General features: G+C 69.8%; 20 protein-coding genes. 13 read left to right on the top strand and 7 right to left on the bottom strand.

Annotation, left to right across the window (positions count from 1 at the left end; translation table 11 throughout):
* Positions 1-16 precede the first annotated feature (16 nt).
* Complete coding sequence (locus OG510_RS13315; protein WP_406136980.1) at positions 17-1,159, top strand: diguanylate cyclase domain-containing protein; 1,143 nt, start codon at positions 17-19, stop codon at positions 1,157-1,159.
* 74 nt (positions 1,160-1,233) lie between these two features.
* Here OG510_RS13315 and OG510_RS13310 read toward each other — a convergent pair whose 3' ends face one another.
* Complete coding sequence (locus tag OG510_RS13310; RefSeq protein ID WP_406136979.1) at positions 1,234-1,491, bottom strand: hypothetical protein; 258 nt, start codon at positions 1,489-1,491, stop codon at positions 1,234-1,236.
* A 132-nt stretch (positions 1,492-1,623) separates the two neighbouring features.
* Between OG510_RS13310 and OG510_RS13305 the strand changes: the two genes are divergently transcribed.
* From OG510_RS13305 to OG510_RS13285, 5 genes are all read left to right on the top strand, one after another.
* Complete coding sequence (locus tag OG510_RS13305; RefSeq protein ID WP_164264721.1) at positions 1,624-1,986, top strand: hypothetical protein; 363 nt, start codon at positions 1,624-1,626, stop codon at positions 1,984-1,986.
* 225 nt (positions 1,987-2,211) lie between these two features.
* Complete coding sequence (locus OG510_RS13300; protein ID WP_406136978.1) at positions 2,212-3,480, top strand: Ig-like domain-containing protein; 1,269 nt, start codon at positions 2,212-2,214, stop codon at positions 3,478-3,480.
* Between the two features lie 194 nt (positions 3,481-3,674).
* The gene (locus tag OG510_RS13295; RefSeq protein WP_406136977.1) at positions 3,675-4,232 is read left to right on the top strand and encodes a DinB family protein; all 558 of its coding nucleotides are present in this window, start codon (positions 3,675-3,677) and stop codon (positions 4,230-4,232) included.
* 164 nt (positions 4,233-4,396) lie between these two features.
* Positions 4,397-5,881, top strand: a complete 1,485-nt coding sequence (locus OG510_RS13290; RefSeq protein WP_406136976.1) for an ABC transporter permease — start codon at positions 4,397-4,399, stop codon at positions 5,879-5,881.
* 83 nt (positions 5,882-5,964) lie between these two features.
* Complete coding sequence (locus tag OG510_RS13285) at positions 5,965-6,651, top strand: ABC transporter ATP-binding protein (protein WP_406136975.1); 687 nt, start codon at positions 5,965-5,967, stop codon at positions 6,649-6,651.
* Between the two features lie 86 nt (positions 6,652-6,737).
* On the opposite strand, the gene OG510_RS13280 is transcribed toward OG510_RS13285, so the two are convergent.
* Positions 6,738-7,598, bottom strand: a complete 861-nt coding sequence (locus OG510_RS13280) for a helix-turn-helix domain-containing protein (protein WP_406136974.1) — start codon at positions 7,596-7,598, stop codon at positions 6,738-6,740.
* 157 nt (positions 7,599-7,755) lie between these two features.
* Here OG510_RS13280 and OG510_RS13275 point away from each other — a divergent pair, with 157 nt between their 5' ends.
* Complete coding sequence (locus tag OG510_RS13275) at positions 7,756-8,802, top strand: NAD(P)-dependent alcohol dehydrogenase (protein ID WP_406136973.1); 1,047 nt, start codon at positions 7,756-7,758, stop codon at positions 8,800-8,802.
* 31 nt (positions 8,803-8,833) lie between these two features.
* Here the strand turns inward: OG510_RS13275 and OG510_RS13270 are convergent, their stop codons facing one another.
* Together OG510_RS13270 and OG510_RS13265 are read right to left on the bottom strand one after the other, a co-directional pair.
* Positions 8,834-10,336 (bottom strand): hypothetical protein, encoded by a 1,503-nt coding sequence (locus tag OG510_RS13270; RefSeq protein ID WP_406142382.1) that lies wholly within the window; start codon positions 10,334-10,336, stop codon positions 8,834-8,836.
* 87 nt (positions 10,337-10,423) lie between these two features.
* Entirely contained in the window at positions 10,424-11,629 is a 1,206-nt protein-coding gene (locus OG510_RS13265) for a PucR family transcriptional regulator (protein WP_406136972.1), read from the bottom strand.
* A gap of 108 nt (positions 11,630-11,737) precedes the next feature.
* On the opposite strand from OG510_RS13265, the gene lysA reads away from it, so the two are divergent.
* From lysA to OG510_RS13250, 3 genes are read left to right on the top strand one after another with little or no spacing between them, the layout of a single operon-like run.
* Positions 11,738-12,991, top strand: coding sequence for a diaminopimelate decarboxylase (gene lysA, locus OG510_RS13260; protein ID WP_406136971.1), 1,254 nt, complete (start codon positions 11,738-11,740; stop codon positions 12,989-12,991).
* A 41-nt stretch (positions 12,992-13,032) separates the two neighbouring features.
* Positions 13,033-14,472 (top strand): amino acid permease, encoded by a 1,440-nt coding sequence (locus tag OG510_RS13255; RefSeq protein WP_406136970.1) that lies wholly within the window; start codon positions 13,033-13,035, stop codon positions 14,470-14,472.
* Positions 14,473-14,480: 8 nt separating this feature from the next.
* Complete coding sequence (locus OG510_RS13250; protein WP_406136969.1) at positions 14,481-15,743, top strand: serine hydrolase domain-containing protein; 1,263 nt, start codon at positions 14,481-14,483, stop codon at positions 15,741-15,743.
* A gap of 79 nt (positions 15,744-15,822) precedes the next feature.
* Here OG510_RS13250 and OG510_RS13245 read toward each other — a convergent pair whose 3' ends face one another.
* Positions 15,823-17,055, bottom strand: a complete 1,233-nt coding sequence (locus OG510_RS13245) for an Ig-like domain-containing protein (RefSeq protein WP_406136968.1) — start codon at positions 17,053-17,055, stop codon at positions 15,823-15,825.
* Positions 17,056-17,332: 277 nt separating this feature from the next.
* On the opposite strand from OG510_RS13245, the gene OG510_RS13240 reads away from it, so the two are divergent.
* Positions 17,333-17,989, top strand: a complete 657-nt coding sequence (locus tag OG510_RS13240) for a hypothetical protein (protein WP_406136967.1) — start codon at positions 17,333-17,335, stop codon at positions 17,987-17,989.
* A gap of 100 nt (positions 17,990-18,089) precedes the next feature.
* Positions 18,090-18,269 carry a hypothetical protein gene (locus OG510_RS13235; protein ID WP_406136966.1) on the top strand — a complete coding sequence of 60 codons (180 nt, stop codon included), beginning with the start codon at positions 18,090-18,092 and terminating at the stop codon, positions 18,267-18,269.
* Positions 18,270-18,870: 601 nt separating this feature from the next.
* On the opposite strand, the gene OG510_RS13230 is transcribed toward OG510_RS13235, so the two are convergent.
* Positions 18,871-20,151, bottom strand: coding sequence for a Shedu anti-phage system protein SduA domain-containing protein (locus OG510_RS13230; RefSeq protein WP_406136965.1), 1,281 nt, complete (start codon positions 20,149-20,151; stop codon positions 18,871-18,873).
* A gap of 43 nt (positions 20,152-20,194) precedes the next feature.
* Between OG510_RS13230 and OG510_RS13225 the strand changes: the two genes are divergently transcribed.
* The gene (locus tag OG510_RS13225) at positions 20,195-21,679 is read left to right on the top strand and encodes a recombinase family protein (protein WP_406136964.1); all 1,485 of its coding nucleotides are present in this window, start codon (positions 20,195-20,197) and stop codon (positions 21,677-21,679) included.
* A 90-nt stretch (positions 21,680-21,769) separates the two neighbouring features.
* Here the strand turns inward: OG510_RS13225 and msrA are convergent, their stop codons facing one another.
* Positions 21,770-22,435: a peptide-methionine (S)-S-oxide reductase MsrA gene (gene msrA / locus OG510_RS13220; RefSeq protein WP_406136963.1), complete on the bottom strand. Its 666-nt coding sequence runs from the start codon at positions 22,433-22,435 to the stop codon at positions 21,770-21,772.
* Positions 22,436-22,441 lie beyond the last annotated feature (6 nt).

Here is a 22,441-nt window from a genome sequence, read left to right as displayed (position 1 = left end):
TCCTTAAGCTGATGCAATGGGTGACGATGTGCGGCTGCGGGCCGTGGTGACGCTGGCACAGGCCATGGCGTCGGCGCAGACGCCGCGTGCGTCCTGGCGGGCGGCCACGCTCGGTGCGTGCGAGGCGCTGGGCGGCAGTTTCGCCGCGCTGTCGGTCTGGGAGCGGGAGCTGGGGCGGCTCAAGGTGCTCGCCAACGTGGGGGAGCGGGTCGAGGACGAGGCCGAGTTCCCCGACGCCGAGACCTATCCGGTGAACCACTTCCCGGAGATCGCCGAGTTCCTGCACGAGCGGTGGGCGAGCGGCGGTGAGCCCAACGCCTGGGTCGAGACGGCCGACGGGCCCGCCGAGTCATCGGCCGGCTACTGCCACCAGCGGGTGGCCGCACTGCGCAGGCGGGGACGGGGCAGCTGTGTGGTGGCGCCGATAGTGCTGAGCGGCCGGGCCTGGGGCGAGCTGTATGTGGCCAGGCCGGTGGGGACGCCGGTCTTCGACCGGGCGGACGCGGACTTCGCGACGGTGCTGGCCGCGGTGGTGGCCGCCGGGCTCGCGCAGACCGAGCGCCTGGAGGAGGCCAGGAAGCTGGCCTTCACGGACCCGCTGACCGGGCTCGCCAACCGGCGCGCGGTCGATATCGGGCTCGACGCCGCTGTGGACCGCTTCCTGACCGACGGGACGGTCGTCAGCCTGGTGGTCTGCGACCTCAACGGTCTGAAGCGGGTCAACGACACCCATGGGCACGCCGTCGGCGACCGCCTCCTGGAGCGTTTCGGCTCGGTCCTCTCGGTCTGCGGCGCCATGCTGCCGGGTGCGCTGGCGGCGCGGCTCGGCGGCGACGAGTTCTGTCTGCTCTCCGTGGGGCCTTCGGCGGACGCGGTGATCGCGGTCGCCGACGAGCTCTGCGTACGGGCGGGCGAACTGGAGCTGGGGGACGGGGTGGCCTGCGGGGTCGCGTCCACGGGCGATCCGATCGGCCGGCTGAAATCCGCCCGCAGGCTGTTCCGGCTGGCGGACGCCGCGCAGTACCGGGCGAAAGCCGCCAGGTCGGTGAAGCCGGTGGTGGCGGGCCGGGACGGTGCGGTGATGCGGCTGGCCGACACGCCTCCGCCGTCCGGCGACCGCCGCCGGCTGCGGGGCAAGCGGCCCGCCTCGGACGCGTGACCGTACGTCTTGTCCTGCGCGTCTTGTCTTGTACGTGTCGTGCGCGTCGTGCAGGAGGCGGCCCGCAGGCCCGGTCAGCCGCTGTGGGTCCGGCGGCCGACGTAGACGACCGAGGCCGCGCCGAGCCCCAGGAACAGCGAGCCGCCGACCACGTACCCGGTGGTGTCCGCTCTCCCGTCCGCGGCCGGGAGAGCGGTGGTGTGCCGCTGCCCCGTGTGCGCGGGGGCGCCGGGCCGCCGGGCGTCGGTGGTGTGCGCCGACGGTACGAACCACAGGGCACAGAGCAGGGCCCCCGCCGATACGGCGGTCAACAGTGGCCGGCGAGCTGACACAGGATCGATCTCCCTTGCTGCAAACCTGAATTGGCGCCCGTGCGCGCCGATGATAGTGCCGCGGCGACGGCACCGGTGAAAGCAGCGGGTCGCAGGAAAGCCACAGGCGCCGGGAGCCTTACGCTCCGTCGCATGACCATCGAAGAAAAATCCCGCTATGTACGTCTCAAGGTCGAATTGGTGATGGAGGTGCACGACGCCCCCGCGCTCTGCGAGGCCGCGCTCGAACGGATCGCGGACGACGCCGAGGGCGTCCAGCCCGGCATGCTCGGCGAGGACCGTACGCATGCCGAGGCCGCTGTCAGGGAAGACGCTGCAGAAGCGGTCGCCCACCTGGTCGACCCGCTCGATCTGCTCGGCGAGGTGCCGGGCGTCGAACTCGTCCAGGCCGGGTGGTCGAGCGAACAGATCGACTACGACCCCGATTCGCTTGAATGGGACCTGGACGAGGAAGATGAGCCCGGCGACGATGACGATGCGGACGTGACCGTGTAACTCCGTTGTGCGGCAAGGCGTCCACGGGGAAGCGGGACGGGATCCCGGAGTGCGGAACGGCACTCCGGGAGGCCGGGAGCTTCCAGAACCGCACGTGTTGTTTCACACATCTTCACCGGATGTGGAACCGACACATCAGTACAGATGTTCTTAAAGGGCAGTGCGGGCACACAGTCACGGCGCTCAAGGTGACCTGCTCGGGGATTTTCGGGGTATTCGGCAACGATGGAGAAGCGTGTGATGACGGAAAGTAGGCGGCGCAAGAGCCTGATGGCTGCGTCCGCTCTGCTCGGCGGCGTACTGGTGCTGTCGGCCTGCAGTGGTGGCGACAGCAAGGCCGACGGCTCGGACGGTGCGAAGAAGTCGTCGCAGAGTGCGGTCGACGCGGCCGCGGCGAAGGACACGTCCGACGCCCGAATAGCGATCACGCCCAAGAGCGGCGCCGACAACGCGGGCATCAACAAGGACGCCAAGGTCTCCGTCACCTCGGGCAAGCTGACCCAGGTGGCGATGACCAGCTCGACGGGCACGACCGTCAAGGGCACCATCTCGGCCGACGGCGCCAGCTGGAAGCCGGACGCCCCGCTGGAGCGCTCGACCACGTACAAGATCGCTGTCACGGCCAAGGACTCCCAGGGCCGTCAGGCGCACGAGAACTCGTCGTTCACGACGGTCTCGCCCGCCCACAGCTTCATCGGCAACTTCACGCCCGAGGACGGTTCGACCGTCGGCGTCGGTATGCCGGTCTCGATCAACTTCGACAAGCCGATCACCAACAAGAAGGCCGTCGAGGACGCCGTCAAGGTGACGTCGAGCAGCGGCCAGCAGGTCGTCGGCCACTGGTTCAGCTCCACGCGGCTCGACCTCCGCCCCGACCAGTACTGGAAGGAAGGGTCGACCGTCACCATGAAGCTGGCCCTGGACGGGGTCGAGGGCGCCAGCGGCGTCACCGGCGTCCAGGACAAGACCGTCAGCTTCAAGATCGGCCGCAACCAGGTCTCCATCGTGGACGCCGCGGCGCACACGATGAAGGTCACGCAGGACGGCAAGACGATCAAGACCATCCCGATCTCGGCCGGCTCCCCCGAGCACACCACGTACAACGGCCAGATGGTGATCTCGGAGAAGTACAAGCAGACCCGGATGGACGGCTCCACGGTCGGCTTCACCAACGCCGACGGCAAGGGCGAGTACGACATCAAGGACGTCCCGCACGCCATGCGGCTGTCCAGCTCCGGCACCTTCATCCACGGCAACTACTGGGGCGCCAAGTCGCTCTTCGGCTCGTCGAACACCAGCCACGGCTGTGTCGGTCTCTCCGACACCAAGGGCGCCAACGACCCGAACACCTCGGCCGCGTGGTTCTACAACCACTCGCTGATCGGTGACGTGGTCGTGGTGAAGAACTCGCACGACAAGACGATCCAGCCGGACAACGGCCTCAACGGCTGGAACCTGAACTGGTCGGCCTGGAAGGCCGGTTCGGCCGCCTGACAGGCTCTGGCCCACCCCGCCCCGCCTTGCACGAACGGCGGCCCGTCCCCCGCGGACGGGCCGCCGTTCGCGTTCCGGCGGCCGGTGCGGCCCGGATACCCCCGGTGCGTCGCGTATAAAGGCCAGCCGCTGACCTAGATCGCCTCTAGCGTGTTCCTCGCCCAGGGGGAAAAGACCGAGAGAAGGCAGAAACCATGATCGTCAACGAGCCCGCGCCCCGCGACCCGGCTGGTTCCACGGATGTCACCGGCGAGCGCGCCGAGCTGCTGGAGACGCTGGCCAAACAGCGGTACTTCCTGCGTTTCACCACCCGCGACCTCACCGACGAGCAGGCCGGGCTGCGGTCCACCGCAGGCGAGCTGTGTCTGGGCGGTCTCATCAAGCACGTCACCGCGGCCGAGCGGAACTGGCTGGGCTTCATCCAGGAAGGCCCCTCGGCCATGATGGACTTCGCCTCGATGACCGAGGACGACTTCGCCCGCCGCGCCGACGAGTTCCGGCTGCTGCCCGGTGAGACGCTCGCGGGGGTGCTGGCCGACTACGCCGATGTGGCGGGCCGGACCGAAGAAGTGGTCGCCGCCCTGCCCGACCTGGACGCCTCCCACCCGCTGCCGAAGGCCCCCTGGTTCGAGCCCGGCGTACGGTGGTCGGCCCGCCGGGTGCTGCTGCACCTCATCGCGGAGACCTCCCAGCACGCCGGCCACGCCGACATCCTCCGCGAGTCGATCGACGGCGCCAAGAGCATGGGCTGACCGGCGGGTCCGGCCACAACTGACGGCACAGAGCGCGGAGTCCCGTCCTCCGCGCTCTTCCGCGGGTCCCGCGCCGCTCAACACCGCGCTCCGGGCGGGCCCTTCTCATCCCGCTCTCACGCCGGCCTTATCCCGCCATCACAGGCGGGTCCTACTTTCACCCCATGTTCTTCACCTACCTCCGGCGCGAGCTGCGCCGCCGCAGAAAGGCGGCGCTCGTCGTCGCCTCGGGGCTCGCCCTCGGTATTGCGCTGGTCATCGTCGTCAGTTCGGTCTCCGCCGGGATGGGCCAGGCGCAGGACAAGGTCCTGCAGTCCCTGTACGGCCTCGGCACGGACATGACCGTCACCAAGGCCGAGGCTCCCGCCGGGACCACCGGGGGCAACGCCCGGCCCAAGTTCCAGTTCGGTGCGAAAGGCAGCGGCGACGACTCGAAGCAGAGCAGCGACCGGGTGACGGTGCAGGGCTTCCAGACCCTGTCGTCGGCGACCGTCGGCAAGGTCGGCGAGCAGAGCGGTGTCTCCAGCGCTGTCGGCGGACTGAGCCTGAACGTGCTCAAGGTCGACGGCCAGTTCAAGCGCGGTGAGTTCAAGCAGCGGTCGGGCGGCGGCTCCGCCACCGGCCGCCGGGGTGCCGGCGGCGGGGCCCCGCAGGGCGAGGTCCAGGGCGGCGGCGCCAACTTCGACGTCGACTCGTACACCGTGTACGGCACGGACGTCGCCCATCTCGGCATCGGCCCGCTGACCTCGTCGAAGATCACCTCAGGTCGTACCTTCACCAGTGCCGAGAGCAATGCCGAGGTCGCCGTCGTCGACGCCTCGTACGCCAAGAAGAAGAAGCTCAAGACCGGCTCCACGGTGACGGTCAAGTCGGTGAAGTACAAGATCGTGGGCGTCGCCACCCCGGACAGCGGGGACGCGGCCGCCAACCTCTATCTGCCGCTGAAGCAGGCGCAGACGCTCGCCGGTGCCAAGGACAAGGTCACCACGGTGTACGTGAAGGCGACCGGCTCCCAGCAGATCTCCGGCGTGAAGGCGGCCATCCAGAAGAACGTGCCGGGCACCACGGTCACCACATCCGCCGACCTCGCGGACACCGTGTCCGGGTCCCTCTCCACCGCGTCCAACCTCGCCACCAACGTCGGCAAGTGGCTGTCGATCGCGGTCCTCATCGCCGCCTTCCTGGTGGCCGGGCTGCTCACCTCGTCGGCCGTCAGCCGCCGGGTGCGGGAGTTCGGCACACTGAAGGCGCTCGGCTGGAAGAGCGGCCGCGTCACCCGCCAGGTCGTCGGTGAGGCGCTGGTCAACGGGCTGCTCGGTGGTGTCATCGGGATCGCGCTCGGGCTGGCGGGCGCGTACATCGTGACCGCCATCAGCCCGACCCTCTCCGCGTCGGTCGGCTCCACCGGCGGCGGAGGACAGGGCGGCTTCGGCGGCGGTGGCTTCGGTGGCGGCATGCGGGCCGGCTTCGGCGGCGGCAGGCAGGCCGCGTCGAAGGCACTCGACATCGCGCTCACCGCGCCCGTCTCGGTCTCCACCATCGGCATCGCGGTCGCACTCGCGGTGGCCGGCGGGCTCATCGCGGGCGGCTTCGGCGGCTGGCGCGCCGCACGGCTGCGCCCCGCGGACGCCCTGCGCCGTGTCGAGTAGCGCGGCCCCGGCCGCCTCACCGGCCGCGCCATCCGGCCGTACCCCCTTCCCCTTTCCGTACAGCAGGAGTTGAGACCCGTCCCATGTACGAACTCAGCGGAGTCAGCAAGCGCTACCAGCGCGGCAAGAAGACCATCGACGCACTCGCCGGAGTCGACCTGACCATCGAGGACGGCGGCCGGCTGGTCATCCAGGGCCCCACCGGCGGCGGCAAGTCCACCCTCCTCCAGATGCTCGGCGGCCTCGACCGGCCGACCGAGGGCAGTGTCGTGCTCGACGGGGTGGACCTCGGGAAGCTCAGCGAGGCCAAGCTCACCAAGGTGCGCGCGGAGAACATCGGCTTCGTCTTCCAGTCCTTCAACCTGATACCGACGCTCACCGCACAGGAGAACGTCGAGACGGCGCTGGTCCCGCTCGGCCTCAAGCCGTCCGTACGGCGCGGCCGGGCCGCCGACGCCCTGGAGTCCGTCGGCCTCGCCGAGCGCTTCGGGCACCTCCCGTCCGAGATGTCCGGCGGCCAGCAGCAGCGCGTCGCCATCGCCCGCGCGCTGGTCAAGAACCCCAAGGTGCTGCTCGCCGACGAACCGACGGGCAACCTCGACGAGGGCATGCGCGACGAGATCATGGAGGTGCTCGAAGTGCTCTGGAAGGAGCACGGGCTGACCTTCATCATGGTCACCCACGACACGGCGCTCGCCCGCAGGGCGCCCCGGCTCGCGACCATCCGCAAGGGCAAGGTCACCATCACCGAGAACGCGGCCGCCGCATAGGGCGGGCTGTACGGCGGGAACGGCGCGGCCGCACAGGGGGCGGCCGCACCGGGGACCCGGCTACCCCCTGCCCGCGGGTTACGGGCCTACCGGCTGAGGTGCGGTGCCTCGTCCACGCCCCAGGACGCCAGCAGCCGCAGGGTCTCCACGGCGTCGGACCCCGGCTCGGCGTGGTAGGTGATCAGGCTCTGGTCCTGGTCGCCGGGGAGGTTCAGCGCCTCGGCCGCCAGCCTCAGCTCACCCACCAGCGGATGGTGCAGCCGCTTGACGCAGTGCCCCTTGTCCCGCACGGTGTGTGCCGCCCACAGCACCCGGAACTCGTCGCTCTTCACCGACAGCTCGCCCACCAGCGCGGACAGCTGCGGATCGTCGGGGAAGCAGCCCGCGAACAGCCGGAGCGAGCTCACCATCTCGGCCGCCACACACTCCCACTCGGTGTACAGATCACGGGAGTTGGGGTCGAGGAAGACGATCCGCGCCATGTTGCGCTCCTCGGGCGGCAGCGCCGTGAAGTCGCCGAACAGCGCCCGCGCTAGCCGGTTCGAGCCGAGGATGTCCATCCGCCGCCCCAGGACGTACGCCGGCACCCCCTCCATCGCGTCCATCAGATGCTGGATCTCGGGCCGCATCCGCTGGGACCTGGCCGCCGCCGCCCGCTTCTTCCGCGGCCTCGGCCCCGCCAGATGCGTCAGATGCGCCCACTCCGCGTCCGAAAGACGCAGCGCCCGCGCCACCGAGTCCAGCACGTCGCTGGAGACATTCGAGCCGTGGCCCTGTTCGAGCCGGGTGTAGTACGCCACGGACACCCCGGCGAGCTGCGCCAGCTCCTCGCGCCGCAGCCCGGGGACCCTGCGGTGCCTGCCCAGAGCGGGCAGCCCCACGTCCTGCGGCTGGAGGCGGGCCCGGCGGGAACGGAGGAATTCGCTGAGTTCGGCACGCTGGTCCATGCCACCAGTATCCGTGGTCGTACGCGGAACATCCTGACCCTGCCAGTAGTACGCACAGTGAGCGTAGGCACAGCAGGGAGACGGCCGGATATGTGTGAAACCCGGACCATCAGGCAGGGTGGAAGAACCACCCCATTTCTGAGGAGAACCTTTCCGGATGACCGTCACCACCGTCGCCGCGTACGCCGCCCCCACCCCGAAGGCCCCGCTGGAGCGCACCACCGTGCCGCGCCGGCCGGTCGGCGAGCACGACGTACTGATCGACATCAAGTTCGCCGGTATCTGCCACTCCGACATCCACCAGGCGCGCGAGGGCTGGGGCAAGGGCATCTTCCCGATGGTCCCCGGCCACGAGATAGCCGGAATCGTCGCCGAGGTCGGCCCCGGAGTCACCAAGTTCGCCGTCGGCGACCGGGTGGGCGTCGGCTGCATGGTCGACTCCTGCCGGGAGTGCGACAACTGCAAGGCCGGCCTCGAGCAGTACTGCGCCAACGGCAACACAGGCACGTACAACGCCCTCGACAAGCAGGGCGAGCCCACCTACGGCGGCTACTCCACGCACATCGTCGTGGACGAGAACTACACCCTGCGCATCCCCGAGGGCATCGGGCTCGATGTGGCGGCGCCGCTGCTCTGCGCCGGCATCACCACGTACTCGCCGCTCGCCCACTGGAACGCGGGCCCCGGCAAGAAGGTCGCCATCGTCGGCCTGGGCGGTCTCGGACACATGGGCGTCAAGATCGCGCACGCGATGGGCGCCGACGTGACCGTGCTGAGCCAGTCGCTGCGCAAGCAGGAGGACGGGCTGAAGCTGGGCGCCGACCACTACTACGCCACCAGCGACCCGAAGACCTTCGACGAGCTGCGGGGCACCCTGGACCTGATCGTCTCCACGGTCTCGGCGCCGCTCCCGCTCGACTCGTATCTGAGCCTGCTCAAGACGGACGGCGCGATGATCAACGTCGGCGCCCCCGAGGAGCCCGTCTCGCTCAACCTGTTCTCCGTGATCGGCGGCCGCAAGACCCTCGCGGGCTCCGGCATCGGCGGTATCCGCGAGACCCAGGAGATGCTCGACTTCTGCGCCGAGCACGGCCTCGGCGCGGAGATCGAGGTGATCCCGGCCGACCGGATCAACGAGGCGTACGAGCGCGTGCTCAGCAGCGATGTGCGCTACCGCTTCGTGATCGACACCGCGACGATCTGACGTACGGCCGGCTCGCTCCGGACGGGCCCGCTCAGCCGAGCAGCGCCCGGTACCCGGAGCCGAGCCGGTAGTCGCCCGGGTGCCGCACGGTCAGCCCGGTCCACTCCCCGCGCCGGTGCAACGACCCGCCGTCGCTCGCCCGCAGCCAGGGCGAGTACGCGACCCTCACGGTCACCGTCCCCGGCCGCGGCACATGCACCACCAGCCGGGCGTCCCCGCCGCTGACCACGCTCGCCGGCGCCTCCACCAGCGGCTTCGCCCCGCTGACCCGGAAGATCCGCCAGTGGGCGTCGTGCCAGACCGGCGTCAGCCAGTGCGGGCCCGACCGTACGAGAGCGGCCTCGCCCTCCGCCGGGCCGTCGGGGCGCCCGTCGTGCAGGACGACGTACCCGACGGCGAACCGGTCCAGCCAGGCCCGGTACGTGTCCGCGGTCAGCGAACCGTCGTAGAAGAGCCGCCCGCGCTCCACGTCGAGCTGGCGGTTCCAGCCGCGGGCCATGTTCACGTGCGGGGCGAGCACCGTGGCCTCGCGGTGGTCGCGGGCGGGCACCACCTCGACCCGGGTGCGGTCGGCGCGCAGCCCGTCCAGTGCGGCGACGACCCCCTTCGTATCGGCGGCCCAGGAGGGCACCGTGGTGGAGACCCGCAGGTCATCGGCTGTCTTGTCGGCCAGCCAGTAACAGTTGACGCAGAGCGCGGCGATCAGCACGGCGCGCCGCACCCGGGTGTGCTCGGCGAGTACCGCGACCAGCAGCACGACCGGCCCCACCAGACCGACGAGCCGCTCCACGTTCGTCCCGATGGGAGAGGGGATCAGATACGTCAGGACGACGCCGGCCCCGTACACCAGCGCGCTGTACCGGGTGACCCGGTGCCGCGCGGCGATCCCCAGCGCCGCGCACGCGGCCAGCGGCATCCACAGCTTCCCGGCGGCCATCGGCATCTCGCCCTGGAACGGGAAGACCAGCGTGGTCGCACCGACCACCACGAACGGCGGCAGCGCCAGAGCGAGCCCCCTGCGCCACTGCCGGTCGAGCAGCAGCGCACCCGCGAGGACCACCAGGAAAAGACCGGCGACCGGACTCGCCATGGTCGCCAGCGCCGCACACACCGGCGCCGCGACCCTGCGGTCCAGCCACAGCACGGCGAGCAGCCCGACGGCCACCCCCACCGCGAAGGTGGTCCGCCCGGAAGCGACGTTGCACCAGAGCGCGAGCGCCCCGAGCACCGCGGGCCCGAGCGGCCACCGCACGCCGGTCCGTACGACGAGGCAGCCCAGCACCCAGGTCCCGCCGAGCCCCGCCAGCACCGAGACGGTCCTGGCCCCGAGCCCGGCCATCAGATACGGCGTCAGCAGGCTGTAGTTGGCGGTATGGATCCCGCCGTACCAGAACAGGTTGTACGCCGACGCCGGATGCCGGGACGCGAAACCGGCCCAGGCGAACTGGGCCGCCAGGTCCCCGCCCCCGGTGGCCAGCAGCGCGGCCCACACCGCGTACAGCGGCAGGACGCAGCCGGTGGCCACCAACGGCACCGACCACCACCGGGCGGCGGGCTGGACGGACCATGCGGTTCCTGCGGCGCGCAGCCGAACGCTCTCTGTTATCCCCACAGGGAAACCCTAGCGTTCTGTCCCGAGGCGCAGTTGAAGCCAGCAGGACAGCCGGTCATCGGGGTGGTCCAGGTCGAGTCCGAACAGCTCCCGCACCCGTCCGAGCCGGTACTTGAGGGTGTTGGGGTGGCAGCCCAGGCCGTCCGCTGCCCGGCCGGTGTTGCCGACCGCGTCCAGCCAGGCCAGCACGGTGGCCGCGTACGAGGTGTGCTGCTCCCGGTCGTGTTCGAGCATCGCGGTGATGGCGGGATGCCGGAGCCGGGGTTCGCGCGCCAGGGTGTCACCGACGTGCGCGAGGAGCACACGGGCGTGGGTGTCTTCGAGGGCGGCGACGGGCGGGGCGGCGGGGTCGGTCGTGGTCACCCGGAGGATGTCGTCCACTTCCGAGCGCAGGGCGGGGAGCTGCTCGGGGGCGATCTCGCTTCTGCTGATCGCCCCGCGCAGCGGGGTGTCCCGCGGCCGGGACAGGGCGGTGGCGGCCTGTTCGGCCAGCCGCCTGACCGCGGCCGCCGACAGCTCAGGCAGCAGTACGTACACCGTCCGGCCCAGGGTGGTGACCGCTGCTTCGGTGTCCACGGCGGCGAAGTGCCGCACGGCGGACACCCCGAGCCTGACCACGGGCAGTGACTGCCTGCCCGCCACGCGCAGAGGCGCGAGTCCGACGAGGGTGAACCGCGGCCGGTCGGACAGACCGAGGCGGAACCGGGCCTCGGCCGCGGAGCCGCTTCCGTTCAGAGCGCCCCGCAGGGCCTCCTGCCGGGCGTGCAGGTCCAGTTCGGCGGCGCTGCGGCGGCGCAGCATGTGCAGGGCGGCCAGGCGCGCCCCGTCCAGCAACGCCTGTTCACCGGCGGAGTCGAGCCCCTGCGGGCCGTCGATCGCCCAGATGGAGCCCAGCGGCAGATCGCCGGCCCGGATCGCGACCGCGACCCTGGGCAGTTCACCCTCGGCCAGCGGCGGCAGCCGCACCACCCCCCGCGCTTCGAGCACGGAACGGTACTGACGCAGCTGTCTGGGCTCGTCGGGGACCTGGCGGTTCAGGATGCCCTCGCGCCGCAGGTCGTCGATCAGCTGGTCGGGCAGCGTCGAGTAGGCCAGAACCCGGCGGTCCAGATCCTCGACGGCGACCGATCCGCCGACCACGGCGGCGATGGCGGTGGCCAGGGCGAACAGCTCCTCGCTGGTCCCTTCCCCCATGGGCGATTTCATGCGCGTCATGGCCGAACCTTAGGCGGATTCGCCAAAGACCGGCCGGGGCGTCCGGCTCAGCATGGTGTGCACCGCTGGAGAGCGGAGAAGCACGCCATCGCGTCCGGAAGGCCCCCTGTGAACGACCTGCTCAGCCTCTTCCCGCCCGGAACCGGCCTCACCCCGGACGGCCAGATCATGATAGGGGGGTGCCCGGTCGAAGAGCTGGCCGGCACCTACGGAACACCGGCCCTGCTGGTGGACGAGAACGCGCTGCGACAGCGTGCCCGCCGCTACACCGACGGCCTGGCCGCACGGTGGCCCCACTCGCGGGTCACCTTCGCCTCCAAGGCGTTCCCGTGCACCGCCGTCTACCGGCTGCTGTCGGAGGAGGGGTTGGGCATGGACGTGGCGAGCGGAGGCGAACTGACCCTGGCGCTGGCGGCCGGAGCCGACCCGGCCGGCCTGGTGGTGCACGGCAACGCCAAGACGGACGAGGAACTACGGCTGGCCGTCGACGCCGGCGCCGGGCTGATCGTCATCGACAACTTCGACGACATCGACCGCCTCGAACGCATCGTGCCCGCAGGCGGCGCACAGGGCGTACTGGTCCGCGTCACCCCCGACGTACGGCCCGACACCCACGCGGCCATCTCCACCGGGCAGGCCGGAAGCAAATTCGGCCTGCCCCTGCCCCAGGCCCGCCGGGCCGTCGCACGGCTCGGCGGGAGCGACCGGCTGCGGCTGGACGGCGTGCATGTGCACATCGGCTCGCAGATCATGGACACCAAGCCCTTCAAACAGGCCGTGGAGGCCATCGCCGGCCTCGGCGAGTTCGCCGTCTACGACCTCGGCGGTGGGCTCGGGGCCCGCTACACCTACAGCGACGACCCGCCGAGCGTCGAGGACTACCTGGACGCCCTGGTGGACACCGCGCGGGAACTGCTGCCCCCGGCCGCCCGGCTCCTGATCGAGCCCGGCCGCTCCCTCGTCGCCGAAGCCGGCGTCTCCCTCTACCGGGCCGTCACCGTCAAGCCCGGCGGGACGACCTTCGTCGCGGTGGACGGCGGCATGGGCGACAACCTCGAAGTCTCGCTGTACGGCCAGCGCTTCGAGGCCACCGTCGCCACCCGGGTCGGTGGCGGACAGCCCTGCACGCTGGTCGGACGCCACTGCGAGTCGGGCGACACCCTCAGCGCCGGCGTCCCCCTCCGGGACCCGCGGCCCGGCGATCTGATCGCCGTCCCCGCGACCGGCGCCTACACCTACTCCCTCAGCAACAACTACAACGGCGCCCGGCGCCCACCCGTTGTCTTCTGCCGCGACGGCCACTCCCGTGCGGTGGTCCGTCGGGAGACCTACGACGATCTGATGCGCCGTGACCTGCCCTGACCCCGCCCGGCTGATCCCTGCATCCGAGAGGTGCTCCTCCCATGCCACCTGCCTCGCCCATCCGCAGACAGCTCCTCAGGCGCAAACCTCTGGCCTCATTCCAGGAGGACGCCGAGAACGGCCAACTGCGGCGCACCGTCGGCCCGTTCCAGCTCACCATGATCGGTATCGGCGCCACGATCGGCACCGGCATCTTCTTCGTGCTGAACTCCGCCGTCCCCGAAGCCGGACCGGCCGTCATCGTCTCCTTCGTCATCGGCGCGATCACCGCCGCGCTCACGGCCCTCTGCTACGCCGAACTCGCCTCCGCCGTCCCCGTGTCGGGCTCCTCGTACTCCTACGCCTACGCCACCCTGGGCGAGTTCGCGGCCTACGCGGTCGGCTGGTGTCTCCTGCTGGAGTACGCGGTCTCCGGCGCGGCGATCGCGGTCAGCTGGGGCCAGTACCTCAACGACTTCACCGACCGCCTGTTCGGCTTCCGGATCCCGTCCGCGATAGCCGCCCCGCCCGGAGCCGGCGGCTACGTCAACCTGCCGGGCGCCGTCCTGATCCTGCTCTGCTGTCTCCTGCTGGTCCGCGGCGCGAAGGAGTCGGCCGTCGTCAACACCGTGATGGTGCTGGTGAAACTCGCCGTGCTCGCCCTGTTCGTGGCGCTCGCCGTGACCGGCTTCCACTCCTCGAACCTGCACCCCTTCGCGCCCATGGGCATGGCGGGCATCGGCGCCGCGGCCTCCACCGTCTTCTTCTCCTTCATCGGCCTCGACGCCGTGTCCACCGCGGGGGAGGAGGTCAAGAACCCGCGCCGCACGCTGCCGCTGGCCATCATCTGCTCGCTGGGGGTGATCACCACGGTGTACGTACTCGTGGCGCTGGTCGGTGTCGGCGCGCAGCCCTGGCGCGCGTTCCGCGGCCAGGAAGCCGGCCTCTCGGCGATCCTGACCCAGGTCACAGGGGACAGCTGGCCGGGCGCGCTGCTGTCGGCCGGAGCGGTCCTGTCCATCGTCAGCGTGGTGCTGGTCGTGCTGTACGGCCAGAGCCGCATCCTGTACACGATGGGCCGCGACGGCATGCTGCCCGCGCTCTTCCACCGCGTACGCCCGAGTTCGGGCACCCCGGTGGCCGGGACCGTCGCGGTCAGCGTGCTCGTCGCCGCCCTGGCGGCGGCCGTCCCCCTGGACGAGCTGGCCGACCTCACCAGCATGGGCACCTTGGTGGCCTTCACCGTGGTGGCGAGCGGCGTGCTGATCCTCCGCCGCACCGCACCCGGCCTGCCGCGCGGCTTCAGGGTGCCCGGCTACCCCGTCGTCCCGGTGCTCTCCGCCGTCTTCTGCATCTACCTGATCTGCAAACTCCCCACCCACACCTACCTGTTGTTCGCCGGATGGATGGTCGCGGCGACGGCTGTGTACCTGCTCTACAGCCGTCACCACTCCCGCCTCCAGCCGAGCGAGACGGAACCCGAACACGCCTACCAGGATTGAGGGCTGACATGCAGGCGAAAATCTGGCGCACATCCGCAGCAGTGGTCACCATCGCGGTACTCGGCATCGCCGGTACCGCCGCGGGCCCGCCGGCCTCGGCGGCACGGCCGTCGGCGCACCCCGGCGCGGTCGAGCGGACCGGGACCCTGAACAAGGCACTCGACGCGGCGCTCACCAAGGCCACCGCCGACTCACCCGGCCAGGGCGTGCAGGCGGTGCTGCTCCGGCACGGCCGCCTCGTCTGGTCCGCCGACCGGGGCACGGCCGTCAACAACATCCACCCAGCGGTGCCGGTGGACGACAGCACGCTCTTCAACTACGGCAGCTTCGGCAAGCTGCTCCTGGGGGTGTTCGCCCTCCACCAGGTCGAGAAGGGCGAACTGCACCTCGATACACCGATCTCGACGTACGTCGGGGACGCCGTCGCCGGATCGCACCGCATCACCCTGCGCATGCTGCTGTCCCAGACCACCGGCTACGACAACGTCTACGCGGACCCCCAGGTCAGTCCGCTGTTCCCGCCCGGCACCGAAGGCGCGCCGCCCGGCACCGGGCCCAACCGCTACCGGCCGGACACACCCTTCACCTTCGCCCAGCTGAACGCCGGCATCCACCAGCCCGCCGAGCCGGGCGCACGCTACGAGTACCAGGACACCAACTTCATCGTGCTCCTGCAGGTGCTGGTGAAGAGGCTCGGCGGCCGGGCCGCGGTCCAGCAGCAGATCGCCAGGTTCTTCAGCGCGGCCGGATCCGTGGCGCCGGAGAACGGCAAGCGGATCACACAGGACCGGTACGCGCGCACCACACTCCGCCACTTCGCCCACGGATACCATCCGCTGACGGACGGGCTCGGCCTGCAGGACTACAACACCGCCTACGGCGCCACCGGAGTGCCCACCGACGCCTTCGGATTCCCCTTCGGCGACGGCTCGTTCGCCGGGACCGCTCTCGGCGCCGCCCAGGTCCTGGACGCTCTGTTCACGCGCGGCAAGCTGCTTGAGCGCGCCACGGTCGACGAGATGACCCGGCCCACGAAGCAGGCGCTGGCCGCCGGTTCGACGTACGGTCTCGCCACCGAGAGGACCGTCGTCGACGGTGTGACGTGGCAGGGCCACCCCGGCACCTTCGGCGGCTTCACCTCCAGCTCGTACACGGACATCGGGCACGGGGCCACCCTGGTGGTCCTCACCAACCGCGACGAGCCTTCCCCGACCGTCTCGGACAAGATCTGGACCTCGCTCGCCCGGGCATACGCCTCGAATCGCCCGTAGGGCAGGGCTCGGAAACGGAGCGAAACCACCGGCCCCGCCCCGGCGCCGCCAGGGCGGGGCCGGGGCGGGCCCGGTGCCGTCACTTCAGCGCGCTGCCGGCCGTCCACTTGTCCCAGGGGAGGTTCCAGCCGTTGATGCCGTTGTCGGGGGCGACCTGGCCGCCGCCCGCGGAGTTCTTCACGATGACCACGTCACCGATCAGCGAGTTGGTGTAGAACCAGCCGGCCGGGGTGGAGGTGTCCGTACCCCCCTGGGCGTCCCGCATACCGACGCACCCATGGCTGGTGGCCTGCGAGCCGAACGTACTCGGCGCGGCCCAGTAGTTGCCGTGGATGAAGGTCCCCGAACGGGTCAGCCGCTGCGCGTGCGGCACATCCGGGATGTTGTACTCGCTGCCCAGGCCGACCGTCGTGCTGTCCATCTTGGTCTGCTGGTACTTCTCCGAGATCACCATCGTGCCGTTGTACGTGCCGTGCGCGGGGGAGCCGCTGGAGACCGGGATGGTCTTGAGCGGACTGCCGTCGCGCACCACGGTCATCGACTGCTTCGCCGCGTCCACGGTGGAGATCTGCGACCGCCCGACGGTGAACGAGAACGTCTTGTCCTGCACGCCGTACACCCCGGGGGAGACCTTGACCCCGGCCAGCTTCAGCCGCACCTTCACGACCGACCCCGGCGTCCAGTACTCCCGCGGCCGGAAGTCCAGCCGCTGGGGGTTGAACCAGTGGCCGACGGCCTGTTCACCACCGCTCGATGTGATGGTGACGGCCGACTCGACGGCCTTCTCGTTCTTCACCGGCTTGTCGAGGTTGAAGGAGACCTCCATACCGACACCGACCTTGGTGTCGGGCTCGGGGGTGAAGAAGGCGATCACCGAGTTGCCCTCGGAGACGGTGGTGAAGTGGGCGATCTTCGCCAGGGTCTTGCCGCCCGGGTCCTTGGCCTTCGCGGTGAGCACATACGGCGTGCCGCGCTCCAGGCCCTTCGCCGGCCGCCAGGACACCTTGGACGCGGCCATCGCACCTGTGACGGCCTTGCCGGTGTTCTGGTTGGTCAGGGTGACCGACGTCAGGGTGCCGTTCTGCACGGCGGCCCGGATGTCACCGGTGTTGATGCCGACGTTCTTGGCCCCGTCCCCGGGCGTGGTCGTGAGCCTGGCCCGGGGCGTGCTCGTGCTGGTGGGCTGCGGGGTTTTCGTACCGCCGCTGCCGCCGCCGGACCCGGTGGAGCAGGCGGCGAGCGCCAGCGCCCCGACGGTGAGCAGGGCCAGGAGGACGGCCCAACGGATCCGAGGACGGCTGTTCGGTATCAAGGCTCCCGCCTCCACTGCGACGAGGGAGGGCCGGGTGGATTGCCCGGCCTTGCTGCGAACTGTCAGCTTTCGCCGACTCTCTGTCTGCAGTCTGCGGCAGTGAACGCGGAGTGACACCTCTGATTGCGCTTACCGGGGGGTGCCGGGGGCCGGAGGCGGGCCTGGGCGGGGTCTCCGGCGGGACTGGTCGGGGTGAAAATGTGCCGGCTTTGGTGATGGAGACGGGTCGTCCCGCCTGGAGGTGGGTGACCGATTCAATTCGACTCAGGAGCACCAGATGCCCGAAGAGATGCGCGGCGAGAGCTCAGCATCCCTCGAAACACCTGTGCGGACGACGACCGAAGAGCGTGAGCCCATCGCCGCCGGGGCGCCGCGTGGACACTCGGACGAGACGCGCGACCAGCTGGCGCGCGCCGTGGAGCAGTCCGGGAGGCATGTCGCGCGGATGGCCCGGAAGGCCGGCCGGCCGATGGCGGAGGACATGTGGCAGAAGATCCTCGTCGGTCTTGAACGCAGGCTGGTGAGGCATGGCCCGGTCGACGACCTGGACCCGTACCTCAACAGCTGCGTGACCAAGGCACTGGGCAGGCTGCGGGCCGCGATCGAGGTGCTGGTGGGTGACGAGACGCTGGATGTCCTGCGGCAGCGGCAGCACGACGACCAGCAGCTCGACAGCATGATGCTGCACAACACCGAGCTGGTCGAAGCCGCACGCGGGGTCATCGAGTCCGGTGTTCTCACCAGGCAGGAGGCCCAGGTCTATGTCGTGGCCCAGGTGCTCGGCGAGGACAACGCCGTCGTTGCCGAGTGGCTCGACCCGCCGACCACGGTCAGGGCTGTCGCGCAGGCGAAGTACCGGGCGGTGCGGAAGGTCAACAGGGCCTACCGACAGGGGAAGTTCCGGCATCTCGGCTACGAGCCCCCGCGCGCCTAGGAGGAGTACTGGAGCGCCCCGCCCCCCCACGGCCCGGCGAGCCCGGTCCGTAGAGGGGCGGGGGGAACCAGCACCCCTTTATCGACAAGGAGCGCAAAGGATGCCAAACCCAGTGGTCAACGTGATCACGGCACTCGGGGCTGCATGGAGCAGCTTCGTGTCGTGGTGGATCGGGCTCATCACACCGGAGCCTGTGGTCAAACTGCCTCAGCTCGCCCTGGTCCTGGACACCGATACGTCACTTCATACAGATCTGTCCGGCCGGGTCGCTGGACGGTAGGCAGCTCACGGGCTGGTGATCGCAGAGCGTCATGGGGGTACGCCCTGCGATTCAGGAAGGGCCCCCGGTGATCGGGGGCCCTTCCTGCGCCCGGAAGCCGGTACAGGGGCTCGCCGAACCGACGAGTCCCCCGATACCGAGGTTGATGATGAACGGCTTGATCTCCGGTCTTCTCGCTCAGGGTGCGCCTTGGGAGGCCGTTTTCCCGCTGCTGCTTCTCATCGGGCTGATCCTTTTCGTCAGGGCTACCGCCGCCGGCATCGCCACTGTGATCAAGGCGATGCACCCGGGCCACTCCGCAGATGCGGTCCGTATGCAGTCCAATCGCATCCACCACCGTCAGTTCAAGGCCCGGCGCCGCGACCGGAACCGGCGCGCCCGGCGAGCTCACATCCGTGCCGTCGGCCGCGCGCCGTTCCACCGGTGCGGTGCCTGCTGTGCCGAGGGTCCGCCCCCGGAGTTCGTGCTGCCCAGCCTCGTCATCCCACCGGACGAGCCGCCCGTACTCTTCCGCACTGGGCGGGGCCGCGCTCCCCGAGGGCAGCTGCCGGCCCGGTGACGACAGTCCGGTCGTCCAAGGCGGGTGGAGAGGCCGCGGGGCTCAACACCAGCCTTCCAAGGCGCGATCGGCGTTGTCGACCAGCTCCTTGTAGGTCACCACTTCGACGCGGTTCAAATGGGTGTTGAGCGTGCGTAGGGCTTCGGTGATGTCTTCCTCGGCTGCGTCCGGCTGCAGGGCCGGGTGTCCGATCAAGACGAGGGCGCTTGCCCGTCGGGTCTCAAGACCCAGTTCATCCCGGATGCGCAGCCGGTGTTCGTCCAAGCCGACCAGATAGTTCACCGCTTGGCTCACGGCATCGTGTACTTCAGCTGTCGGTACCCAACTTCCTCGGTGTCTCTTGACGAGGGAACCGCGGAGGCTCATGGAGCGCTTCAGCTCGACGATGTGGAGTGCGCCGTCTCCCCGTATGAGCGGGATGTCGACCTCGTCTCCCGGAACCAGCCTGCGCAGGACCGCTTGGCTCGCGAACTGTCCGCCGAAGATCCAATGCTGTCCGTCCAGGGCCCGTTGAAGGTCGCTCTCGCGGGCTTCCGGGTCTTCTATCGCCTTGCGCAGTGCTTTCAGGTCACGCCGTCGCCGCTGGACCTCTGCGGCCTGCAGCAATAGCTGACCCTCCTTGTCCGCCGCCAGAATCGCCAGGGAGCCGGGGGACATCACGATGCGCCGGGCGGCGGTCTCCGGGTCTTCCACATCAACCCGTTCGTGGAACACCTGCTCAAGCCACGCGGCCACTTCGGCACTGCCGCGAAGGATCCGGTACCGGCCGGGGCTTTCCTCCGACTGCTGCATGTACCGTGCGTCCTTGCCCACGGACTCGACATGGGCCAGGACCTCGGCCGGCTTCGCCTCGGGATGCTGGGCGAGGTAGTCGTTGCCCACTTGTGTGAAGTAATGGAGCACCCCGGAGAGCGTTCGCGCCAGGTAGTCCTGATGCGAACTCAACGGCTCCGTCGATCGCTGGAACAGCCGGTACCGTTCCTCGAAGTCCGGCCGGAGTATTCGCCCCTCGGCGTAGTCCAGAGAGTCCTGTACCAGCCGCACGACCTGCCACTCATCCGTCGCTGCTGCTGTTGAGCGCACTTTCTCCAGAAGGGTGACGAGCGCTCGGCCTCCTCTGTAGGAGCTCTTGCCGCTGGCCATGTGCTTGAAGACTGCCTCGATCGTGTCCTTGATCCGGGAATCGACGGCCTGCTCAGCGACGTGGTTCAACTGCAACTTGAGCGCAAAGTCAGATCTCACATCCATGGGCACGATTGTGGTGCCCGCCACTGACAGTGGTACTTCCGCCGATTTCTTGTCCAGATACTGCTGAAGCGTCAATTTTTTTGCGTAGAATTAGTGACTCTTCGTAAAGGGGTGGGAAGTGAACGAAGCAGCACCTGCGATCCCGGTTGTCTCGTACGCGCGCATCTCCGCCGACACGGCCAGGGACGGTCACGGCGTCGAGGACCAGCACAAGGCGAACGGGGAGACGGCGGCCCGTCTCGGCTGGACGATCGTGCACCGTTACACCGACAACGACCTGTCGGCGGCAAAGGCGGCGGTGGTGCGTCCGGACTTCGAGGCCATGGTGAAGGCCCTCAAGTCCGGCCACATGCCGGACGGGCAGCCTGTACGCGGCGTCATCGTGGTCGCGGACGACCGGCTCACACGCCGGGCGGGCGACTACGAGCGTTTCGTGGACGCGCTCACGTACGAGGAAGGGCGGCTCTACGCGGATGCCAAGGGTTCGAAGAACCTCTACAGCGAGGACGTGGAGTCCATGGGGCTCTTCGGCGTCGTTATCTCCAAGATGGAGGTACGCAAGATGCAGCGGCGTGCACGCCGCTCGCATCGCGCTCGCGCGGAGCTGGGCATCCCGGTCGGTGGAAAGCGTCCGTTCGGCTGGCAGGGCGACAAGCTCGCCCTGGAGCCCGAGGAAGCGGCGTGGCTGGCGAAGGGCGCCCGCGAGGTGATCGCGGGCAGGTCCCTGCATTCGATCCTCCGTGAGTGGCGGGAGGCCGGCGTCCGCACGATCAACGACAAGGAATGGGCGAGCCGCTCGCTCAAGCTCGCGCTTTGGAACCCGCGGCTGTGCGGCTGGCGGAAGCACAACGGTGAGCTGGTGCGTGATGCCAACGGCATTCCGGTGGTGGGCCTCTGGGAGCCCGTCATCACGCCCAAGGAATGGATGGCCATCGACGCTATCTTCTCGGCCCGTGTCGGACCCAACGCGAAGGCTGACGGATCGGTCACGGACTACCGCACCCCCTCGTACCTCCTGACGGGAATCCTTCGGTGCGGAAAGCCTCGTGGGGACGGTCAGCTCTGCAATTCGCCCCTCAGAGCAACCGCAAGAGCAGACCTCTCCGGGGGCTACCTCTACCAGTGCCCCAGCAAAGAGATGGGCGGGTGTGGGGGCACCGGACGGAACGGTTCCAGGATCGATGAATCCATCACGGAGGCCGTGCTCTCAAAGCTGGAGGAGAGAGCGGCCGGGGTGACGCGCACCGACGCGGAGTGGGGAGGGGAGGAAGAACTGGCCCGCCTGATGGCCAAGCAGCGCAAGCTGCTCCAGGCGTGGCAGGAGGACCAGGTCTCCGATGAGCTGTTCTTTCCCCAGAACCAGAAGATGGAAGCGCGGGTCAAGGAGCTCCGGGCGGACAGAACGCGGCACGTCCTGAGCCGGCAGCGGGCCGCCGAAGCTCCCGGCGACGTACGCGAACGCTGGACCTCGGGCAGGCTCGACCTGGCACAGAAGCGCGCCCTGATCAGGGAAGTGCTGCACGCCGTCATCGTGCTGCCGGTGGGAGGCGGAGGCAGGCGACCCTTCAACCCTGAGCTGCTGGTACCGAAGTGGCGGGACTGACGAGCTGAATCCACCCGCGGACGCGGCCGGGTGGGCTTCCTGCGCGACAGTGGGACAGCCGTCGACGGCGACTCCCGCGAAGCCGGGGGCTTACTCGCTGTCGGCCGGGGCGACACCGATCGGGCACGAGACGCCCGTCCCGCCGATCCCGCAGTAGCCGTTGACGTTGCGGTCCAGGTACTGCTGGTGATAAGGCTCCGCAGGATAGAAGTCGCGGCCCTCCGCCGGCTGGATCTCCGTGCTGATCGTGCCGTATCCCGAGCCCGTCAGGACCTGCTGGTACGCGTCGCGGGACGCGGTGGCCGCGGCTGCCTGGGACGGGGAGTGGGTGTAGACCGCCGAGCGGTACTGGGTGCCCACGTCGTTGCCCTGGCGGAAGCCCTGGGTCGGGTTGTGGGACTCCCAGAAGATCTTGAGCAGCTTCGTGTACGGGACGACCTCCGGGTCGAAGACCACCCTGACCGCCTCCGTGTGGCCGGTGAGGCCAGAGCAGACCTCCTCGTACGCCGGGTTGGGCGTGGAGCCGCCCTGGTAGCCGACGAGCGTCGTCCAGACGCCCTCCGTCTGCCAGAAGATGCGCTCGGCGCCCCAGAAGCACCCGAGGGCGAAGTCGGCGGTCTCCAGCTGGGCCGGGTACGGGCCCGACAGGGGGTTGCCCAGGACCGTGTGGCGGGCGGGCAGCTCGAACTCCGGGGTGGCGCGGCCCTTCAGGGCCTGGTCCGGGGTGGGGAGCTGGGGGGTGCGGTTCAGGAACATCGGCTG

The organism is Streptomyces sp. NBC_01089, from assembly GCF_045162975.1.
Classification (GTDB): domain Bacteria; phylum Actinomycetota; class Actinomycetes; order Streptomycetales; family Streptomycetaceae; genus Streptomyces.
Note: the sequence above shows the minus strand (reverse complement) of the source record. Positions and strands in the feature narration are given on the sequence as shown.